A 17,182-nucleotide genomic window follows, 5' to 3' on the forward strand; every position below is an offset into this window, starting at 1 on the left:
GCGAATGCGGCGTCAGGGGGCCTTCGACGCGCCAGGGGCCGGGCAGGCCGCCGCCGGATCGACCGAATAGGGGTCGCAGGCCGGCGTCTTGGCGGGCTGGAAGGCGACCTCGGTCTCGCGCAACAGCGCCTGCGCTTCCTCGGTCTGCTGCTGGCGCGCCACCGACAGCGCCATCATGGTCGAAGCGTCGTCGGAGGGCATGCGATCGCCCCGGCTCTGGGCGGCGAGCGCGGCGGCCAGCGCCGCCTGCTGGCTGGGGTCGCGCACCATCGATTTCTGCGGCGCGTCGTTGGATGCCACAGGCAGAAAGTCGGACGGTCCGCTGGCGCAGCCGGCAAGGAAAACGGCAGCCAGAACGGCGGCGGTGAGCGGCCTCAGGGCACGGGACGTCGGGAAGCGCATGAAGCCTCGTTATTGTCGTTGTTGCCGGGACCATACACTAGCACCCAAGTCTTTGCGATTTCCTTTTCGTTGCGCCGCAAAAGGTGATCGTCGCGTGACGCTCCGCAGGGGTACGAGAACCGGCCGATTCCGGCCAATCGTCGTCGGTCCTCTTGACGGCGCGGGAAAAGCTCTCCATCCATCTCGGCCGCCAAACTCAGGATTTCGCCGAAAATGACCCTCGATGCCCGCCCCGACACCGCTCCGAAGATTTCCTTCGTCAGCCTCGGCTGCCCGAAGGCGCTGGTCGACAGCGAGCGCATCGTCACCCATCTCCGTTCGGAGGGCTACGAGATCGCCCGCCGCCACGACGGCGCCGACGTGGTGATCGTCAATACCTGCGGCTTCCTCGACAGCGCCAAGGCCGAAAGCCTCGACGCCATCGGCAAGGCGATGGCCGAGAACGGCAAGGTGATCGTCACCGGCTGCATGGGCGCCGAGCCCGAGCAGATTCGCGAGGCTTTCCCCGACGTGCTGGCGATCACCGGCCCGCAGGCCTACGAGAGCGTGATGGGCGCCGTGCACGCGGCGATCCCGCCGGCCCACGATCCGTTCCTCGACCTGGTGCCGCCGCAGGGCGTCAAGCTGACGCCGCGCCACTACGCCTATCTGAAGATTTCCGAGGGCTGCCACAACCGGTGCAGCTTCTGCATCATCCCCAAGCTCAGGGGCGATCTGGTGTCGCGGCCGGTGGTCGACGTGCTGCGCGAGGCGGAGAAGCTGGCCAAGGCCGGCGTCAAGGAACTGCTGGTCATCTCGCAGGACACCTCGGCCTACGGCGTCGATATCAAGTACCAGTCCGGCATCTGGAAGGACCGCGAGGTGAAGGCGCGCTTCCACGACCTCGCCGAGGCGCTGTCCGAATTCGGCATCTGGGTGCGCCTCCACTACGTCTACCCCTACCCGCACGTCGACGAGGTGATCCCGCTGATGGCCGAGGGCAAGGTATTGCCCTATCTCGACATTCCCTTCCAGCACGCCTCGCCGACGGTGCTGAGGGCGATGCGCCGGCCGGCCCATCAGGAGAAGACCGCCGACCGCATCCGCAAATGGCGCGAGGTCTGTCCCGATCTCGCCATCCGCTCCACCTTCATCGTCGGCTTCCCCGGCGAGACGGAACAGGACTTCGAGATGCTGCTCGACTGGCTCACCGAGGTGAAGCTCGAGCGTGTCGGCTGCTTCAAGTACGAGCCGGTGAAGGGCGCTGCCGCCAACGGCCTCGGCCTGCCCGCCGTGCCGCCCGAGGAGCAGGAGCGCCGCTGGCATCGCTTCATGGCGCACCAGCAGGGCATTTCGACCAAGCTGCTGCAACGGCGCGTGGGAAAACGCATCCCCGTCATCATCGACGAGGCGAACGGCACGATCGCCAAGGGCCGCTCCAAGTGGGACGCGCCGGAGATCGACGGCGCCGTCCACCTCCAGAGCCGCCGGCCGATGCGCGTCGGCGACATCGTCACGGCCAGAATCGAGCGCGCCGACGCCTACGACCTCTGGGGCACGGTGGGCTGAGCGGGCAATGGACGCCGGCCGTCCATCACGCTCGATAGCGCCGTCGCCACCCTCACGCCTTGAGCAGGTCTCTCAGCGTCAGGGCGATTACCTCGGTCGCCGCCTTGAGGTCGGAGAGGCGGACGTGCTCGTCGGCGGCGTGGGCGTTGGCTTCCAGGATGGAGCGCGGGCCGGCGCCGTAGAGCACGGTCGGGATGCCGGCGGCCGAATAGTGGCGGGCGTCGGTGTAGAGTGGCACGCCGGTCGGCTCGACGTCGACGCCGAGCACCTCCCTGGCATGGCCGGAGATGGCCGCCACCAGCCGATCGGCGCCGGGTAGTTCGCGCAAGGGCTCGGCCAGCATGATGCGCCGGCACTCGACCTCCAGCCCGTCGACCCTGGGCGCCGCCGCCGCGACCAACGCCACCAGCTTCTCCTCGACCTCGGTGCCGACCTCCTCGGGGATCAGCCGACGATCGAGGCGCAGGGCGACGCGGTCGGGCACCACGTTGGTGTTGATGCCGCCGGAGATCAGGCCGACGGTGAGCTTGGGCGAGCCGATGCCCTTCTCGGCCGATACGATGCCGCCCAGCCGGTGCCGCTCGTCGTAGAGCGCCTTCAGGATGGGAACGGCGTGCTCCAGCGCGTCGACGCCGGTCTCCGGCATTGCCGCGTGTGCCTGCCGGCCGCGCACGACGATCTCCATGTGCAGCACGCCGTTGTGGGCGGTGGTGATGGCGTAGGAGAAACCGGCGGAAATGGCGTAGTCGGGCTTCGACAGACCCTGCTCGATCAGGAAGGCCGGGCCGACGAAGCCGCCGGCCTCCTCGTCGAAGGTGAAATGCAGCTCCACCGTGCCGTCGAGTGGCAGGCCGGAGGCGATCAGCGCCTTCAGCGCGAAGGCGTAGGTGGCGAAGTCGGACTTGGAGACGGCGGCGCCGCGGCCGTAGACCGCCCCGCCCCGCTCCTCGGCGCCGTAGGGCTGCATGGTCCAGCCGGAGCCGGGCGGCACCACGTCGCCGTGGGCGTTGAGGGCAATCACCGGCCCCTTCCCCGCCCCGAACACGTGGCGGACGATCAGGTTGGTCACCGAGCGCATGCCGTTCTGGCGCACGAAGGGCTCCGGCACCGGATGCCGCTCGACGATGAAGCCGAGAGCTTCCAACCGGTCGGCGGCCACCTCGGCGATGGCGGCGCAGTCGCCGGGCGGATTGTCGCTCGGCACCCTCACCAACGCTTTCAGGAAGTCGACCTCGGCCGCGAAGGCGGCGTCGACGATGGCTTTCATGTCCGGTCCCCCGATGATGCGGCGTCCGCCGCCAGCCGCACCGCGGCCCCGACCAAGGCTTCCACGGCGAGGCCCATGTCGTCAACGGCGGCGAATTCGGCCGGGTTGTGGCTGATGCCGCCGCGACAGCGCACGAACAGCATGCCGACGTCGGTCAGATGGTGCATGGCGTGGCCGTCGTGGCCGGCGCCGGACGCGAGTCGCCGCTGCCCGAGACCGAGATCGCCGAGGGCAGCGGCGAAAGCCTCCTGCAGGCGCGCGGCGCAGGGTGTCGTCGGACTCTCGAAGAACTTCTCCATGCGGGCGGAGACCTTGCGGCCCGTCGCTATGGTCAGGAGGCGCGCTTCCAGTTCGGCGATGGCGGCATGGCGCGGTGCGTCGGCGTCGGCGCGGATATCGAGGGTGAAGGCCACTTCGGCCGGAATGACGTTGACGGCGCCGGGCCTCGCCGCGATGCGACCGACGGTGGCCACCATCTGATGGGCGGCGCCCCGGCGCGCCACGTCCTCGATGGCCAGCATCATCTCGGCGCTGGCGGCCAGCGCGTCGCGGCGCAGCGCCATCGGCACGGTGCCGGCGTGTCCCGCCTCGCCCGTCACGGTGATATTGAAACGCGACTGGCCGGCGATCGAGGTGACGACGCCGAGCGGCAGACCCTCGGCTTCCAGCACCGGCCCCTGCTCGATGTGCACTTCGAGATAGGCGACGGCCTCGTCGCGGCCATAGGCGGCTGAGGCGGCCGCCTCGGGATCGCCGCCGAAGGCGACCAGCGCCTCGCGCAGCGACACGCCCTCGGCGTCGCGCGTGTCGAGATCGGACGGCACCAGACAGCCGGCCAGCGCGGCGCTGGACACCAGCGTCGTCGGAAAGCGCACCCCCTCCTCGTCGCCGAAGGCCAGCACGTCGATGCCGAACGGCAGCGCGAGCCCGCGCGCCGCAATCTCCTCGACGGCGAGGATGCCGGCGACGACGCCGAGCATGCCGTCATAGCGGCCGGCATCGACCACCGTGTCGATGTGCGAGCCGATCAGCAGCCGGCGCTTCCGCTCCGGCTTCCACCGGCCGCGCACCGTGCCCAGCGGATCGACGGCGGTTTCGAGGCCGGCGGCGCGCATCCAGCCGGCGACATGATCGGCGGCCCGGCGGTGGGCGGGCGACAGGTAGAGGCGCGTCAGTCCGTTGTCGCCGTCGCTGAAGGCGGCGAGTTCGGCCAGCATGGCCTCGGCATGGGCGCCGAGTTGCTTCGGTGTCCTCACGGTGCGACCCGGTCCTCGATGCGGAAACGGAAGATGCGGGCGACCTCGTCGAGCGCCCGCTCGAATTCCGTCTCGGGGCTGTTGCCGAGCCGCTCCTCGAAGGACGCCAGGATGTCCGCCTTGGTGGCGCCGTGCACCGCGTAGATGAACGGGAAGCCGAAGCGTTCGCGATAGGCCTTGTTCAGCGCCTCGAAGCGGGCGAACTCCTCCGGCGACAGCGCGTCGAGCCCGGCGCCGGCCTGCTCGCGGCGCGAGTCGTCGGGGATGGAGCGCGCGCGCGTGGCAAGATCGGGATGGGCACGAATCAGCGCCAGCTTGGCGGCGCGGCCGGCGGCGCGCAGCGCCTGCTCGAAGGCGGCGACGATGGCCTCGCGATCGGGGAAGGGGCGCATTTCCTCGGCGGCCTCGGCCACCCAGGGGGAATACTCGGCAACGTCGCCGAAGGTGGCCATGAAGGCCTTGGCACCCAGGCCATTCACGGCCTGGACGGTCGTCGGAAGGGTCATCACGGTCCCCGTGCGGTCTTGCATATCCTTTACCGCCGCGAGGTTGGCAAAATCACAGAGGTTCCGCAATAGGTCTGCGGATAGGTCTTACGGGTAGACGGATGTCGTGGATCGAGGTGCGGCCGTCGATGCGGGCGAGATGCAGCAGCCGGTCGTCGCCGAACGACCGGCTGGCGACGATGCGGAAGGCGCCGGGCTCGGAAAGCTGGGTCAGCGGCAGGTCGGGTACCTCGCCGCCGGCCGCCTCTCCGGAGGTGATCACCGTCGCCTCGTCGACCATGCCGGCCTCCAGCAGCGAGCGCGACAGTCGCGCCCCGCCCTCGGCCAGCACCGAGCCGATGCCGAGCCGGCCCATCTGGAACAGCACGTCGGCGAGGTCGATGCGGCCGGACGTCTCGCGCTCGGCGGTCAGTACCAGCACGCCGCGCTGGACCAGCGCCCTCACCCGCTCCTCCGGCGCGTCGGGCGCCACGAAGATCCAGGTTGGCGAGCTGCGGGCCAAGGCCACCACATGGGCGTCCAGCGGCGTGCGTGCCTCGGCATCGATGACGACGCGCACCGGCGAGCGGGCCTCGCAGCCCGGCAGGCGGGCGGTGAGGCGCGGATCGTCGGCGACGATGGTGCCGCAGCCGACCATCACCGCGTCGTGCAAGAGGCGCATGCCGAAGCCGTGGGCACGGGCGGCAGCCGAGGCGATCGGCCGGGTGCCCTCGCCGGTGCGCTCGACGCAGCCGTCGGCGCTCAGCATCAGCCGGAGGTGGACATGCGGCCGATCGAGCCGCGACAGGGCGATATGGCCGGCGTGCAGCAGCGCCGCCTCGCCGGCGTGGACTCCGCTGGTCACCCGGATGCCGTTGCGCTCGAACACGGCGAGGCCGCGGCCGGTATAGCGCGGGTCGGGGTCCTCGATGCCGACCACCACATGGGCGATGCCGGCGTTGACGATCGACGTGACGCAGGACGGCGCCGCGCCGCCGTTGAGGCAGGGTTCCAGCGTGACGTAGAGCGTCGCCCCCCTCGCCCGCTCGCCGGCGGCGGCGAGCACCAGCGCCTCGGCATGCGGCCGGCCGCCGGGCGCCGATACGGCGCGGGCGATCACCTCGAAGCCGTCCGGCCCCTTGCGCACCAGGATGGCGCCCACCGATGGATGCGGACGAGCAAGGCCGGCGTTGCGCCAGCCGAGCGAAATGGCGGCGGCCATGAAGCGGCGGTCGAGTTCGGTCGGCTGGCCGCGCGCCGCCGTCATCGCCGCGCTCACTCGCTGTCGGCGCTGAGTTCGCCGAGCACGCTCTCGAAGTCCTTGGCCTCGCGGAAGTCGCGATAGACGGAGGCGAAACGGACATAGGCGACGTCGTCGAGGGTCTTCAGGCCCTCCATGACCAGCCGGCCGATCAGCCCGGCCTCGATCTCGCTCTCGCCCATGCTTTCGAGCTGGCGGACGATGCCGTTGATCATCCGCTCGACCCGCTCGGTCTCGACCGGCCGCTTGCGGAGGGCGATCTGCACCGAGCGCATCAGCTTGTCGCGGTCGAAGGGCACGCGCCGGCCGGATCGCTTGATGACGGTGAGTTCGCGGAGCTGCACGCGCTCGAAGGTGGTAAACCTGCCGCCGCAAGCCGTGCAGACGCGGCGGCGGCGGATGGCGGTGCCGTCTTCGGTCGGGCGGCTGTCCTTCACCTGGCTGTCGTCGTTGCCGCAATAAGGACACCGCATGAGGCTCGTTCTCCGTCGAATCTGATAAAGCGGCACTATACCGATGCGGGGTGGGCGATGCCACAGAACCGTAGGACGCGAGCGCCGGAAATCGAGACCGACCGGCTGATCCTGAGAGGACACCGGCGGGACGATTTCCCGGCGCTCGCCGCCATGTGGGCCGACCCGGAGGTGACGCGCTTCATCTCCGGCCGGCCGGCCACCGAGCATGAAAGCTGGATGCGCTACCTGCGCTATGCCGGCCACTGGATCGTCGTCGGCTACGGCTTCTGGGCGGTGGTGCGGAAGGACGACGGCGCCTTCATCGGCGAGATCGGCTTTTCTGACTTCAAACGGCCGCTCGATCTGCCGGTCAAGGGATTGCCGGAAGCCGGCTGGGCGTTCGTGCCGGCCGCCCATGGCCGGGGATATGCCTCGGAGGCGCTCGCCGCCTGCCTCGGCTGGGCCGATCGGACGGCGCGCTTTCCGCTGACCACCTGCCTGATCGAGCCGGCCAACGCCGCGTCGATCCGGCTGGCCGAAGGGGCCGGCTATGCCCGCACCTCCACGATTGTCGGCAGCGATGGCGCACCGATCGACCTCTATGCCCGGCTGCGGCCGAAGGGCAAATGAAAAGCCCCGGAAGCCGTAAGGCTCCGGGGCGATTCCAGGGGTCGTCAAGACCGGCGCGACGGTCAGCCGAACAGCTTGGCGGCGATCTTCGCCACGTGGGCGCCCTGGTAGCGGGCGGCCTCCAGCTCGATCTCGGACGGCTGGCGCGAGCCGTCGCCGTCGGTGATGGTGGAGGCGCCGTAGGGCGAGCCGCCCTTCACCGCCTCGACGCCCATCTGGCCCTGGAAGGCATAGGGCAGACCGACGTAGACCATGCCGTGATGCAGGAAGGTGGGGATCAGGCCGAGGATGGTCGATTCCTGGCCGCCGTGCTGGGTGGCCGACGAGGTGAAGGCCGAGGCGACCTTGCCGACCAGCTTGCCGGTGGCCCAGAGGGCGCCGGTCTGGTCGAGGAAGTTGCGCATCTGCGAGGCGACGGTGCCGTAGCGGGTGCCGGCGCCGACGATGATGGCGTCGTAATTCTCCAGCTCCTCCGGCCTGGCGACCGGCGCCGCCTGGTCCACCTTGTAGTAGGAGGCGCGGGCGACGTCCTCGGGAACCAGCTCGGGCACGCGCTTGACGTCGACGCTGGCGCCGGCCGAACGGACGCCCTCGGCGACGGCGTTCGCCATCGTCTCGATGTGACCGTAGGCGGAGTAGTAGAGAACGAGAACCTTAGCCATCTAGGATTTTCCTCAACGAAAGCCGGCCTTGCCGGCGGAATGGATGACTTGAACTTAGTCGTCCCAGCCGTTACGCAAAGTCACGTAATGGACGACACATCTTTCACCCAGACTGAACGATCGCCCCCTTTTGCGGTTGCGCGGTAACGTCCAAATTGATTGGAAACCCGCCCCTTCTTCTCATTCGGGATATTCGACCATGGAATTCGGCATCGACAGCTTCGTCTCGACCACCTGGACCCCGGCCAGCAAGACCGGCGACGCCGAGCGCATGGCGCGGCTTCTCGAGGAGATCGAGACGGCGGATGCGGCCGGTCTCGACGTGTTCGCCATCGGCGAGCACCATCGCGAGGAATATCTCGCGTCGTCGCCGGCGGTGATTCTGGCCGCCGCCGCCGCCCGCACCAAGACCATCCGCCTCGCCAGCGCCGTGACGGTGCTGAGTTCCGACGATCCGGTGCGCGTGTTCCAGCAGTTCGCGACGCTTGACCTGATCTCCAACGGCCGGGCCGAGATCATCGTCGGCCGCGGTTCGTTCATCGAATCCTACCCGCTGTTCGGCTACGATCTCCGCGACTATGACGAGCTGTTCTCGGAAAAGCTCGACCTGCTGCTGGCGGTGCGCGACAACGTCAACGTCAACTGGTCGGGCAAGCACCGCGCGCCGCTGACCGGCCAGGGCGTCTATCCGCGGCCGGTGCAGAACCCGCTGCCGGTGCGCATCGGCGTCGGCGGCACGCCGGCTTCCTTCGTGCGCGCCGGCCTCCTGGGCCTGCCGCTGGTGGTGGCGATCATCGGCGGCGAGCCGCACCGCTTCCGGCCGCTGATCGACCTCTACCGCAAGGCCGGCGCCGAGGCCGGCCATCCGCCGGAGAAGCTGAGCGTCGGCATCCACGCCGTTGGCTTCCTCGCCGACACGTTGGAGGAAGCGGCCGACATCTACTGGCCCGGCTACGAGCGCACCTTCTCCAAGATCGGCCGCGAGCGCGGCTGGGGACCGACGACGCGCGCCCAATACGACGCGCTGCGCGGGCCGACCGGCGCGCTGATGATCGGCGGGCCGAAGGAGATCATCGCCAAGGTCCGCCACGTCAATGAGTCGCTCGGCGGCATCGACCGCATCACCCTGCTCCTTCAGGGTCAGGAGCTGCCGCACGCGGCGGCGCTCAATTCGATCGAGCTTCTGGGCAACAAGGTGAAGCCGGCCGTCAACGGCGGTACCGCCTGAGGCATGGGCGCCGGACGGCCGCCTTTCTTGGAGGCGGCCGTCCGGGTCGTTCAATCCTGAAAGACGCCTTGCGAAAACGGGCAATATGAATCGTTTTTTGTGGCGCCTATATCCGTCTCCGGATCAAGACAGCCGGAGGCGATCATGCAAGACATCCTGACCTTCATCATCACGCGGGAGGGCTTCCGCCGCCCGGCGCCGACGCATACCGCCGAGGCCGACCAGCAGTTCTACGACACGGCCGCGCCGCTGGCCCGCAAGGTCCACGCCGTGCGGCAGCGGTTCGCCCGCTGGCGGCATCGCCTGCCCCGGCAGGAGACGGCAGGCGGCTGAGCCGGGATCAAGTCCATCCCGCGCGGCCCGCCACCCGGCCGACTGAGGGGTGGAACGAAGGCCGGCGGCGCGATTCCGCCGGCCTTTTTCGTCAGACGATGTTCTTCTCGCGCAGCATGCGGCCGTCGCGGATGCGGATAGGCGACAGCTCCGTGAGGTCGAGGCTGCGGTAGCCGCCGTAGGCGACGAGTTCGGAAAGGCCGCGGCCGACCGCCGGCGCCTGTTGCAGGCCGTGGCCGGAGAAGCCATTTGCAAGCAGGAGGTTGGGGATCTCCGGCAGGGCGCCGAGCAACACGTTGTCATCCCAGGCGCACATGTCGTAGTGGCCGGCCCAGGCGGCGCCCGGTCGGATGCGCTCGAAGGCCGGCACGCGGGCGGCGATGGTCGGCCAGATGTGCTCCTCGAACAGGCTCCAGTCGACATCGAAGTCGCCGGGCGCCTCGGGGTCCTGCCCGGCCGGCGGCACGGAGCCGCAGATGAAGCCGTCGCCGTCGCCGCGCACATAGGTGCCGTTGGGGTCGATCAGGAGCGGACAACGCTCGATGCGGTCCTCGGCCTTGAAGGTGAAGATCATCCGCTTTTTCACTTCGATCGGGATGTCGAGCCCGGCCGTGGCGGCCAGCCGGCGGCCGTCGGCACCGGCCGCGTTGATCACCGTGCCGGCGCCGATCACCTCGCCGTCGTCGAGGCGGACGCCGGTCGCCCGGCCGTCGTCGACGACGATGGCGGCGGCGCGGGCCGGCCGGTAGTCGACGCCCAGCGATCGGGCCTTGCGGCGGAACGCCTGCATCAGGCCGTAGCCGTCGAACCAGCCCTCGCCCGAGCGGCCGAAGCAGCCGGCGGCGAGATCGTCGACCGCGAGCCACGGGAATGTCGCGGCCAGCGCGTGCGGCTCCAGGAAGGCGATGTCGGCGCCGAGCGCCGCCTGGAGCGCGTGGTTGTCGGCCAGCGTGTCGCGGCCGGCCGCTGTGGCGAGGAAGAGATAGCCGTCCTCGTGGAAGCCGATGTCGGGGCAGTCGCCGTCCACGTCGAGCCAATCGCCGATATGACGAATAAAATCAATTCCGTAGAGAGATATCTTGATGTTGACGGCGGTTGAGAACTGTTGGCGGATCGACGCCGCCGACAGGGCGGAGGCGCATGTCCGGTAGGACGGGTCCTTCTCCAGCACCAGCACCTTGCCGGCGAAATCGGGATTGGCGGCAAGGTGATAGGCGGCCGACGAGCCGGTCACGGCGCCGCCGACGATCACGACATCATAGCTCGACATGCGAAGAGACCCGATGGGCGCGGGACGCCGGAGGCGCCCTCTGGCCTCGCATCAGAAAAGCCGGGCGGCCGGCTGTCAAGACGACGAAGCCGGCAGCGGGCGACGCAAATGCACTATTTTTAGGCCGGCACGATTTCAGGCAGAGTCCGGATGCAAAAACGTCCCGGACGGCCTCGGCCATCCGGGACGCTCCGGCATTCTGCAAGCGCGGCCGTCAGTCGGCCGTCTTCTCGACATAGCGCGGGAAGATGCCGACCGGCGCCGGCAGCGCGACGCCGCCCGCCAGCTTGCCGCCCTCGCCGAGATCGACGAAAGCGCGCTTGTCGGCCGGCACGGCCAGGAGGTCGAGCAGCTTCTCCATCGACGCGGGCATCACCGGCTGGATCAGGATGGCGACGTTCCTCAGCAGTTCGGCCGTCACCCACATGATGGTGGCAAAGCGCGCCTCGTCGATCTTGCGCACCGTCCACGGCGCCTCGGCGTCGAAGTAGCGGTTGGCCTCGCCGAGCACGCCCCAGATGGCGTTGAGCGCCTGATGGATCTGCTGGCCGGCGATCGCCTCGCGGCAGACCGGCAGCAGGGCGTAGACGCTCTGGAGTATCGCCTTGTCGGCGTCGGAGAGCGGGCCGGGGGCCGGCAGCACGCCACCGAGGTTCTTGGCGATCATCGACAGCGAGCGCTGGGCGAGGTTGCCGAGATTGTTGGCGAGGTCGGCGTTCATGCGGCCGACGATCGCCTCGTGGCTGTAGTTGCCGTCCTGGCCGAAAGACACCTCGCGCAGGAAGAAATAGCGCACCGGATCAAGGCCGTAGGCGTCGACCATCTCCTGCGGGCCGACAACGTTGCCGACCGACTTCGACATCTTCTCGCCGCGGTTGAACAGGAAGCCGTGGGCGAAGACGCGCTTGGGCAGCGGCACGCCGGCGCTCATCAGGAAGGCCGGCCAGTAGACGGTGTGGAAGCGGACGATGTCCTTGCCGATGATGTGCAGCGCCGGCCAGAATTTCCTGAACAGCTCGCTCTCCATGTCCGGATAGCCGAGCGCGGTGATGTAGTTGGTCAGCGCGTCGACCCAGACGTACATCACGTGCTTGTCGTTGCCCGGCACCGGGATGCCCCAGTCGAAGGTGGTGCGGGAGATCGACAGGTCCTTGAGCCCGCCCTTCACGAAACTCATCACCTCGTTCCGCCGCTCATCGGGGCCGATGAAGTCCGGCTGCTCCTCGTAGAGCTTCAGGAGCTTGTCCTGATAGTCGGACAGGCGGAAGAAATAGCTCTCCTCCTCCACCCATTCCACCGGCGTGCCCTGCGGGCCGAAGCGGATGCCCTCGTCGGAGAGGATGGTCTCCTCCTCGCCGTAATAAGCCTCGTCGCGCACCGAATACCAGCCGGCATACTTGTTGAGGTAGATGTCGCCGTTGTTCTCCATCGCCTTCCAGATGGCCTGGCAGGCCACGCGGTGACGCTCCTCGCTGGTGCGGATGAAGTCGTCGTTGGAGAGGTTCAGAAGGCTGGCCATCTCCTGGAAGCGGGCCGAGTTGCGGTCGGCCAGCTCGCGGGCGGTGATGCCCTCCTTGCGCGCCGTCTGCAACATCTTGATGCCGTGCTCGTCGGTGCCGGTCAGGAAGCGCACATCATAGCCGTCGAGCCGCATGAACCGCGCCATCACGTCGGTCGCCATCGCCTCGTAGGCATGGCCGATGTGAGGAGCCCCGTTGGGGTAGCTGATCGCGGTCGTGATGTAGAACGTCGGTTTCATGAGTTCGCTTCAGGTTTCCGAGGGTGCCGGACGGAAGGTCGCGAGGCGGTTCCGAGAGGAACGGCGCGGCACCAGCTCCTGAATAGCTATTTCGAGACGCATCCCGCAAGGCTTTGCATCAGCGAAATGACGGCCTGCCGGCGATCGAGGTTGAGGCCGTCGGTCTCGGCGACGATGCGGTTCACCGTCTCCCAGGCGGCGGCATAGCCGTTGAGCCGCTCGACGCCGCCGCGGATGGTCAGGCGCATATGCTCGGAAAGCCAGTTGCGGGCGAGATCGGCGCAGAGATCGAAGCTGTCGGCGCCCTTGCGGCCGGCCACCGCGTCGGCGAAGCGATGGAGGCGCGGCCGGTCGAGGCGCGGGAAGCCGTCGACCAGCGCCCGGAACTGCCGGTAGACCTCAAGACCGTCGTGCTCGATGCACTCGACCGCCCGCCGCACCGAGCCCTCGGCAAGGGCGGCCAGCGCCGGCTTGTCGCCCTCCTCCACCGTCAGGTCGAGCGCGGTCAACGCCGCGTCGAGGTCGTCGGGGCCGAGCGGATCGAGAGCGAGGCGGCGGCAACGCGAGCGGATGGTCGGCAACAGGCGCCCCGGCGCGTGCGAGAGCACCAGGAACAGCGAGCGCTTCGGCGGTTCCTCCAGCATCTTCAGGAGCGCATTGGCGGCTGAGGCGTTCATATCGTCGGCGGCATCGACGATGGCGATGCGGTAGCCGTCGACGCCGGCGGCGTTGCCGAAGAAGGTCACCGTCTTGCGCACCTCGTCGACGGTGAGCTGCGTCTTGACCTTCTTGCCCTTGTCGTCCCAGGGGCGACGGAGATGCAGGAGGTTGGGATGGGCGCCGGTCGCCACCATGGCGGCGACGCGGTCGTTGGACGGCAACAGGCCGGCGGCGGCGGGCGGCGCCTTCGAGGGATCGGGATGGCTCAGCACGTAGCGGGCGAAGCGGAAGGCCAGCGTCGCCTTGCCGATGCCCTTGGGGCCGGTGATCAGGATGGCGTGGTGCAGGCGGCCGCCGGCATAGCCCTCGTGCAGCTCGGCGGCGGCGATGGCATGGCCGATCAGCGCCGTCTGCTCGCGCGGCAGCGGCAGGCCCTCGATCCAGTCGGCCTCGGTGGCGCGATCGTCCTCAATCGCCACGGACGCGCTCCCCGTCGAGCCCGAAGCGGCGGACGACCAGCGCCAGGATGTCCGCCGACACCACGTCCTTGTCGCGGCTGCCGTCGACGACGACGCAGCGCTCGGGGAAGCGATCGGCGAGCGCCAGGAAACCCCGCCGCCGCGCCTCGTGCACGGCGACGGCGTCGCTCTCGAAGCGGTCGGTGCCGGCCGCCCGGTGGCCGACGCGGGCGAGCCCCACCTCAACCGGCACGTCGACGACGATGGTAAGGTCGGGCACCGTCGCCCCGATGGCGGCGTCGATGAGGCCGTCGACGACGTCGACGGAGAGGCCGCCGGCCGCACCCTGGTAGACGCGGGTCGAATCGGCGAAACGGTCGGAGATGACGAAAGCGCCGCGCCCGAGCGACGGCTCGATCAGCTCGGCGACGTGGTCGATGCGGGCGGCGGCGAACAGGTAGGCTTCCCCGAGCACGCCGAGCGGCCGCGCCCGGCCGGACAGCAGCAGGCCGCGGATCGCCTCGGCGGCCGGCGAGCCGCCGGGCTCGCGCGTCAGCACCACGTCGAGGCCGCGCGCCCCGAGCGCCGTCGCGAGGCGCTTCGACTGCGTCGACTTGCCGGTGCCCTCGCCGCCCTCGAAGGTGATGAACCTACCCCTGGTGCCGGCCACGCAATGCTCCCAAGTTCACGATATCCTCGATCGATATAGACCCGATCGTCCTGTACCACCAGCCGGCGAACATCTCGGCGAAGCCGTCGAGCGCCCGCTGCCGCAGCTCGCCGCGCGTCACGTCGGCGGCGGCCATCAGCGGCACCGACTGGTAGAGGCGGTCGTCGACGCGCACCTCCAGGCGGGCAATCGGCGCGCCGCGGCTGACCGGCGCCGGCACCGGCCCGTCATAGACCACGGCGAGGCGGAATTTCGAACGGTCGCCGGTCGGCAGCGTCAGGTTGACCGGCCCGCCGCCCGAAACGACGACGGCCACCTCCGGCACGGCGCCGCCGAATACCTTCACCTTGCCGATCTCGGCGCCCGGCGGGTAGAGTTCAAAGCGGCCATATTCGGAAAAGGCGCCCTCGATCAGCGCCTTCACATCCTTGTCGCGGTCGGCGAGCGAGCCGTAGCCGCTGGCGGCCAGCGTGACGCGGCGGTCGCCGCGGCCGGCGGCGATCAGCGCGCCGAAGCCGGCCGCCTCGTCGAAGGCCAGCATCATGCCGTCGACGCCCGGCAACTCCTTGATGAAGCGCGTCTTGTTGGTCTGGTTGATCTTGTTCCAGAGAAAGTCCGGCTGACTGTAGAGCGCGTAGCGGTCGGGATAGGCGGCGCGGATGTGGCCGGCCAGCGCCAGCATGTCGGCGAGCGTCGTCCGGGCCTTCGGATCGGGATAGCCGGTAGGGTTGGCGAAGCGGCTGTCGGTGAGGCCGATGCGGGCGGCGTAGTCGTTCATGCGGAGGGTGAACGCGTCCTCCGAGCCGGCCAGCCCCTCGGCCAGGGCAATGGCGGCGTCGTTGGCGTAGTCGACGACGAGGCCGCGCAACAGGTCACCGACCGGCACGAAGGACTTGACCGCCGCGAACATGGTGGTGACGCGGGCCGGCGCACCGCCGGTGCGCCAGGCGTGCTCGCTGACCGGATAGAGGGTGGCGTCGGTGATCTCGCCGGTCTTCAGAGCCTCGAAGACCACGGCGGCGGTGACCAGCTTGGCGAAGTTGGCCGGCGCGAAGGACTTGTCCTCGTCGCGGGCGATCAGCAGCGAGCCGGTGCTTTCGTCGTGCAGGGCAATGCGCGGCGCCACGCTTTCAAGCGCGGCAGCCGGACCGGATATCGCGGCCGACAGAAGAAACGCCAGAACGAGCCCACGCATGACGACGAAACCGGACCTCCCGCTTCCGGCGCCACGACCGCCCGTCCTTGCCACCGCTCGGAAACCGATCAGCGCAGGAGACGGGCGCCTTGTACGCCGGCCGCCTCGGCCGCCGCGATCGCCTCATCCGGCGTCGCGGTCAGGGCCGTGAGGCGCATCAGCTTCATGTCGCGACCGCCGACCGTGACGTCGGTGACGACGGGCGTGCCATAGGAGGCGAGCGCGCCGCTCACCCGGGCGACGTTGTCAGGATTGCCGAACACGCCGAGCTGCACGACCGGACCGGCCGGCCGGGCGACGGCCGGTTTGCCGGCCATGCCCTCAAGCTTGCTCACCAGTTCGGAAAGACCCGTGCCGGCCTCGACGCCGTCGACGGCCTGATAGGCCTGCGACACGCGGTCGGCGGCATAGCCGGAGGCATTGGGCGGCAGCGGCGGCAGCACCGTGTCGCCAAACATCACCGTCGGCTGGAAGGCGTTGGCATCCGGATCGCTGTAGCTCATGCGCGGCTGCGGCAGCGGCACGACCGGCGCGAACGTCGGCTCCAGAGCGGGGGCCAGCGCGGCCACCTGCGGCGCGGCGATGAAATCGGCCGGATCGGCGGAGGCGATGGTTACGTAGTCGAAGGTCTCGGCGGGGCGCGGCAGCGGCACCACGTCGATGGCCGGAGCCGGCGAGCCGACGAGGTCGGCCGTCGTGGCGGCGGCGGTGACGATCGGGGCGGCGGCGGCCGGCGCGGGCTTCGGCGCATCCGAACCACCGAAGACGTGCATCATGGTCTTCACGCCCGGCAGCGCCTCGACGGCGGCGACCATGACGTTCGGCTTGTCCGCTTCCGGCTGCTGCAGCGACGGGCCGCGATAGGAGGCGAGCAGGAAGGCGGTGTCGTCGCCCTCGGTCGCCGCCGGGCCGACGTATTCGACGCGAACCTTGGCGACGCCGGCCTGCTTGACGCCGAGCATGTCGGCGGCGCGCTGCGACATGTCGAGCACGCGATTGGAATGGAACGGGCCGCGATCATTGACGCGGACGATCACCGAGCGGCCGGTGGCGAGGCTGGTCAGCCGCGCGTAGGACGGCAGCGGCATGGTGGGATGGGCGGCGGAAATGGAGGCGCTGTCAAACACTTCGCCGTTGGCGGTGCGGCGACCGTGGAAATCGGTGCCATACCAACTGGCCAGGCCCACCACCTTGTAGTCGGGATCGATCTTCGGAACGTAGGTCTTGCCGGCGATCCGGTAGGGCTTGCCGACCATGGCGCGACCGCCGCCCTTCGGCACCGCCTCGCCCATGGCGACGACGCGCGGACTGGGCGCCACGCCGTATCTCGGATCGATCTTCGCCTTGGCGGATTTCAGAGGGCCTTGCTCGGTTGTGCCGCAGCCCGCCACGCCGATCGCCAGAACCAGTGATGCGGACATCACCGTCAGAAGCGTTTTCGCCGTCGAGCGCTTGCCGTCTCGCCCTGCCGTCATTCCGTACGCCTTGCCGTTCGAGCACTCATCACCATCGCAGCTCCGGGAGGCTGACGCCGCCCGAAAGCCTTCAAACCGAGGCACCGCACCGAAGTGCGTTGGCTCAATTTAGAACGCCATCCCTAACCTCTTGTTAAAGATGAGACGGCGGCTTGATGAAGAATCCCC

Annotated in this window: 17 protein-coding genes; 4 read left to right on the forward strand and 13 right to left on the reverse strand. The window is 69.2% G+C overall.

The genetic code is table 11. The features are described from left to right. Positions 1-12: 12 nt before the first annotated feature. Positions 13-402, reverse strand: a complete 390-nt coding sequence (locus tag H512_RS0110835) for a hypothetical protein (RefSeq protein ID WP_026783471.1) — start codon at positions 400-402, stop codon at positions 13-15. 213 nt (positions 403-615) lie between these two features. Here H512_RS0110835 and rimO point away from each other — a divergent pair, with 213 nt between their 5' ends. Further along, positions 616-1,950, forward strand: a complete 1,335-nt coding sequence (rimO, locus tag H512_RS0110840) for a 30S ribosomal protein S12 methylthiotransferase RimO (RefSeq protein ID WP_026783472.1) — start codon at positions 616-618, stop codon at positions 1,948-1,950. A 52-nt stretch (positions 1,951-2,002) separates the two neighbouring features. Here the strand turns inward: rimO and H512_RS0110845 are convergent, their stop codons facing one another. From H512_RS0110845 to nrdR, 5 genes are read right to left on the reverse strand one after another with little or no spacing between them, the layout of a single operon-like run. Next, positions 2,003-3,217 carry an ArgE/DapE family deacylase gene (locus H512_RS0110845; protein WP_026783473.1) on the reverse strand — a complete coding sequence of 405 codons (1,215 nt, stop codon included), beginning with the start codon at positions 3,215-3,217 and terminating at the stop codon, positions 2,003-2,005. Further along, the gene (locus tag H512_RS0110850) at positions 3,214-4,473 is read right to left on the reverse strand and encodes an allantoate amidohydrolase (RefSeq protein ID WP_026783474.1); all 1,260 of its coding nucleotides are present in this window, start codon (positions 4,471-4,473) and stop codon (positions 3,214-3,216) included. The genes H512_RS0110845 and H512_RS0110850 overlap by 4 nt, the downstream gene beginning before the upstream one ends. Then, on the reverse strand, positions 4,470-4,979 hold the full coding sequence (gene uraD, locus H512_RS0110855; protein ID WP_026783475.1) for a 2-oxo-4-hydroxy-4-carboxy-5-ureidoimidazoline decarboxylase: 510 nt from the start codon (positions 4,977-4,979) through the stop codon (positions 4,470-4,472). The genes H512_RS0110850 and uraD overlap by 4 nt, the downstream gene beginning before the upstream one ends. A gap of 52 nt (positions 4,980-5,031) precedes the next feature. Continuing rightward, positions 5,032-6,237, reverse strand: a complete 1,206-nt coding sequence (gene ribD / locus H512_RS23545) for a bifunctional diaminohydroxyphosphoribosylaminopyrimidine deaminase/5-amino-6-(5-phosphoribosylamino)uracil reductase RibD (protein ID WP_156899454.1) — start codon at positions 6,235-6,237, stop codon at positions 5,032-5,034. Continuing rightward, positions 6,234-6,692, reverse strand: a complete 459-nt coding sequence (gene nrdR / locus H512_RS0110865) for a transcriptional regulator NrdR (protein ID WP_026783476.1) — start codon at positions 6,690-6,692, stop codon at positions 6,234-6,236. Before nrdR ends, ribD begins: the two co-directional genes overlap by 4 nt. A 57-nt stretch (positions 6,693-6,749) precedes the next feature. On the opposite strand from nrdR, the gene H512_RS23550 reads away from it, so the two are divergent. Further along, positions 6,750-7,304 (forward strand): GNAT family N-acetyltransferase, encoded by a 555-nt coding sequence (locus H512_RS23550; protein ID WP_036791154.1) that lies wholly within the window; start codon positions 6,750-6,752, stop codon positions 7,302-7,304. Between the two features lie 62 nt (positions 7,305-7,366). Here the strand turns inward: H512_RS23550 and wrbA are convergent, their stop codons facing one another. Next, on the reverse strand, positions 7,367-7,966 hold the full coding sequence (gene wrbA, locus H512_RS0110875) for an NAD(P)H:quinone oxidoreductase (RefSeq protein WP_026783477.1): 600 nt from the start codon (positions 7,964-7,966) through the stop codon (positions 7,367-7,369). 199 nt (positions 7,967-8,165) lie between these two features. On the opposite strand from wrbA, the gene H512_RS0110880 reads away from it, so the two are divergent. Next, on the forward strand, positions 8,166-9,194 hold the full coding sequence (locus H512_RS0110880; protein ID WP_026783478.1) for an LLM class flavin-dependent oxidoreductase: 1,029 nt from the start codon (positions 8,166-8,168) through the stop codon (positions 9,192-9,194). A 144-nt stretch (positions 9,195-9,338) separates the two neighbouring features. After that, positions 9,339-9,527, forward strand: coding sequence for a hypothetical protein (locus H512_RS0110885; protein WP_026783479.1), 189 nt, complete (start codon positions 9,339-9,341; stop codon positions 9,525-9,527). A gap of 91 nt (positions 9,528-9,618) precedes the next feature. On the opposite strand, the gene H512_RS0110890 is transcribed toward H512_RS0110885, so the two are convergent. The 6 genes from H512_RS0110890 to H512_RS25780 all read right to left on the reverse strand — a co-directional run bounded on the left by H512_RS0110890 (position 9,619) and on the right by H512_RS25780 (position 17,014). Next, a complete protein-coding gene (locus tag H512_RS0110890; protein ID WP_026783480.1) occupies positions 9,619-10,797 on the reverse strand; it encodes an NAD(P)/FAD-dependent oxidoreductase in 1,179 nt (392 codons plus the stop codon). 214 nt (positions 10,798-11,011) lie between these two features. Beyond that, the gene (metG, locus tag H512_RS0110895) at positions 11,012-12,556 is read right to left on the reverse strand and encodes a methionine--tRNA ligase (protein WP_026783481.1); all 1,545 of its coding nucleotides are present in this window, start codon (positions 12,554-12,556) and stop codon (positions 11,012-11,014) included. Between the two features lie 86 nt (positions 12,557-12,642). Further along, positions 12,643-13,695, reverse strand: a complete 1,053-nt coding sequence (locus H512_RS0110900) for a DNA polymerase III subunit delta' (protein ID WP_053239764.1) — start codon at positions 13,693-13,695, stop codon at positions 12,643-12,645. Further along, a complete protein-coding gene (gene tmk, locus H512_RS0110905) occupies positions 13,685-14,344 on the reverse strand; it encodes a dTMP kinase (RefSeq protein ID WP_026783483.1) in 660 nt (219 codons plus the stop codon). Before tmk ends, H512_RS0110900 begins: the two co-directional genes overlap by 11 nt. Continuing rightward, positions 14,325-15,539 carry a D-alanyl-D-alanine carboxypeptidase family protein gene (locus tag H512_RS23555; RefSeq protein WP_053239765.1) on the reverse strand — a complete coding sequence of 405 codons (1,215 nt, stop codon included), beginning with the start codon at positions 15,537-15,539 and terminating at the stop codon, positions 14,325-14,327. Before H512_RS23555 ends, tmk begins: the two co-directional genes overlap by 20 nt. A 68-nt stretch (positions 15,540-15,607) precedes the next feature. Beyond that, the gene (locus tag H512_RS25780; protein WP_084798417.1) at positions 15,608-17,014 is read right to left on the reverse strand and encodes a septal ring lytic transglycosylase RlpA family protein; all 1,407 of its coding nucleotides are present in this window, start codon (positions 17,012-17,014) and stop codon (positions 15,608-15,610) included. Between the last annotated feature and the right edge of the window lie 168 nt (positions 17,015-17,182).

The sequence above is a fragment of the Pleomorphomonas koreensis DSM 23070 genome, from assembly GCF_000425185.1.
Lineage (GTDB): Bacteria > Pseudomonadota > Alphaproteobacteria > Rhizobiales > Pleomorphomonadaceae > Pleomorphomonas > Pleomorphomonas koreensis.

Bases quoted from the DNA above. Each gene is read 5' to 3' on its own strand.
- H512_RS0110835 (WP_026783471.1), bottom strand. From the start codon at position 402: ATGCGCTTCCCGACGTCCCGTGCCCTGAGGCCGCTCACCGCCGCCGTT.
- rimO (WP_026783472.1), top strand. From the start codon at position 616: ATGACCCTCGATGCCCGCCCCGACACCGCTCCGAAGATTTCCTTCGTC.
- H512_RS0110845 (WP_026783473.1), bottom strand. From the start codon at position 3,217: ATGAAAGCCATCGTCGACGCCGCCTTCGCGGCCGAGGTCGACTTCCTG.
- uraD (WP_026783475.1), bottom strand. From the start codon at position 4,979: ATGACCCTTCCGACGACCGTCCAGGCCGTGAATGGCCTGGGTGCCAAG.
- nrdR (WP_026783476.1), bottom strand. From the start codon at position 6,692: ATGCGGTGTCCTTATTGCGGCAACGACGACAGCCAGGTGAAGGACAGC.
- H512_RS23550 (WP_036791154.1), top strand. From the start codon at position 6,750: ATGCCACAGAACCGTAGGACGCGAGCGCCGGAAATCGAGACCGACCGG.
- wrbA (WP_026783477.1), bottom strand. From the start codon at position 7,966: ATGGCTAAGGTTCTCGTTCTCTACTACTCCGCCTACGGTCACATCGAG.
- H512_RS0110880 (WP_026783478.1), top strand. From the start codon at position 8,166: ATGGAATTCGGCATCGACAGCTTCGTCTCGACCACCTGGACCCCGGCC.
- H512_RS0110885 (WP_026783479.1), top strand. From the start codon at position 9,339: ATGCAAGACATCCTGACCTTCATCATCACGCGGGAGGGCTTCCGCCGC.
- H512_RS0110890 (WP_026783480.1), bottom strand. From the start codon at position 10,797: ATGTCGAGCTATGATGTCGTGATCGTCGGCGGCGCCGTGACCGGCTCG.
- metG (WP_026783481.1), bottom strand. From the start codon at position 12,556: ATGAAACCGACGTTCTACATCACGACCGCGATCAGCTACCCCAACGGG.
- H512_RS23555 (WP_053239765.1), bottom strand. From the start codon at position 15,539: ATGCGTGGGCTCGTTCTGGCGTTTCTTCTGTCGGCCGCGATATCCGGT.
- H512_RS25780 (WP_084798417.1), bottom strand. From the start codon at position 17,014: ATGACGGCAGGGCGAGACGGCAAGCGCTCGACGGCGAAAACGCTTCTG.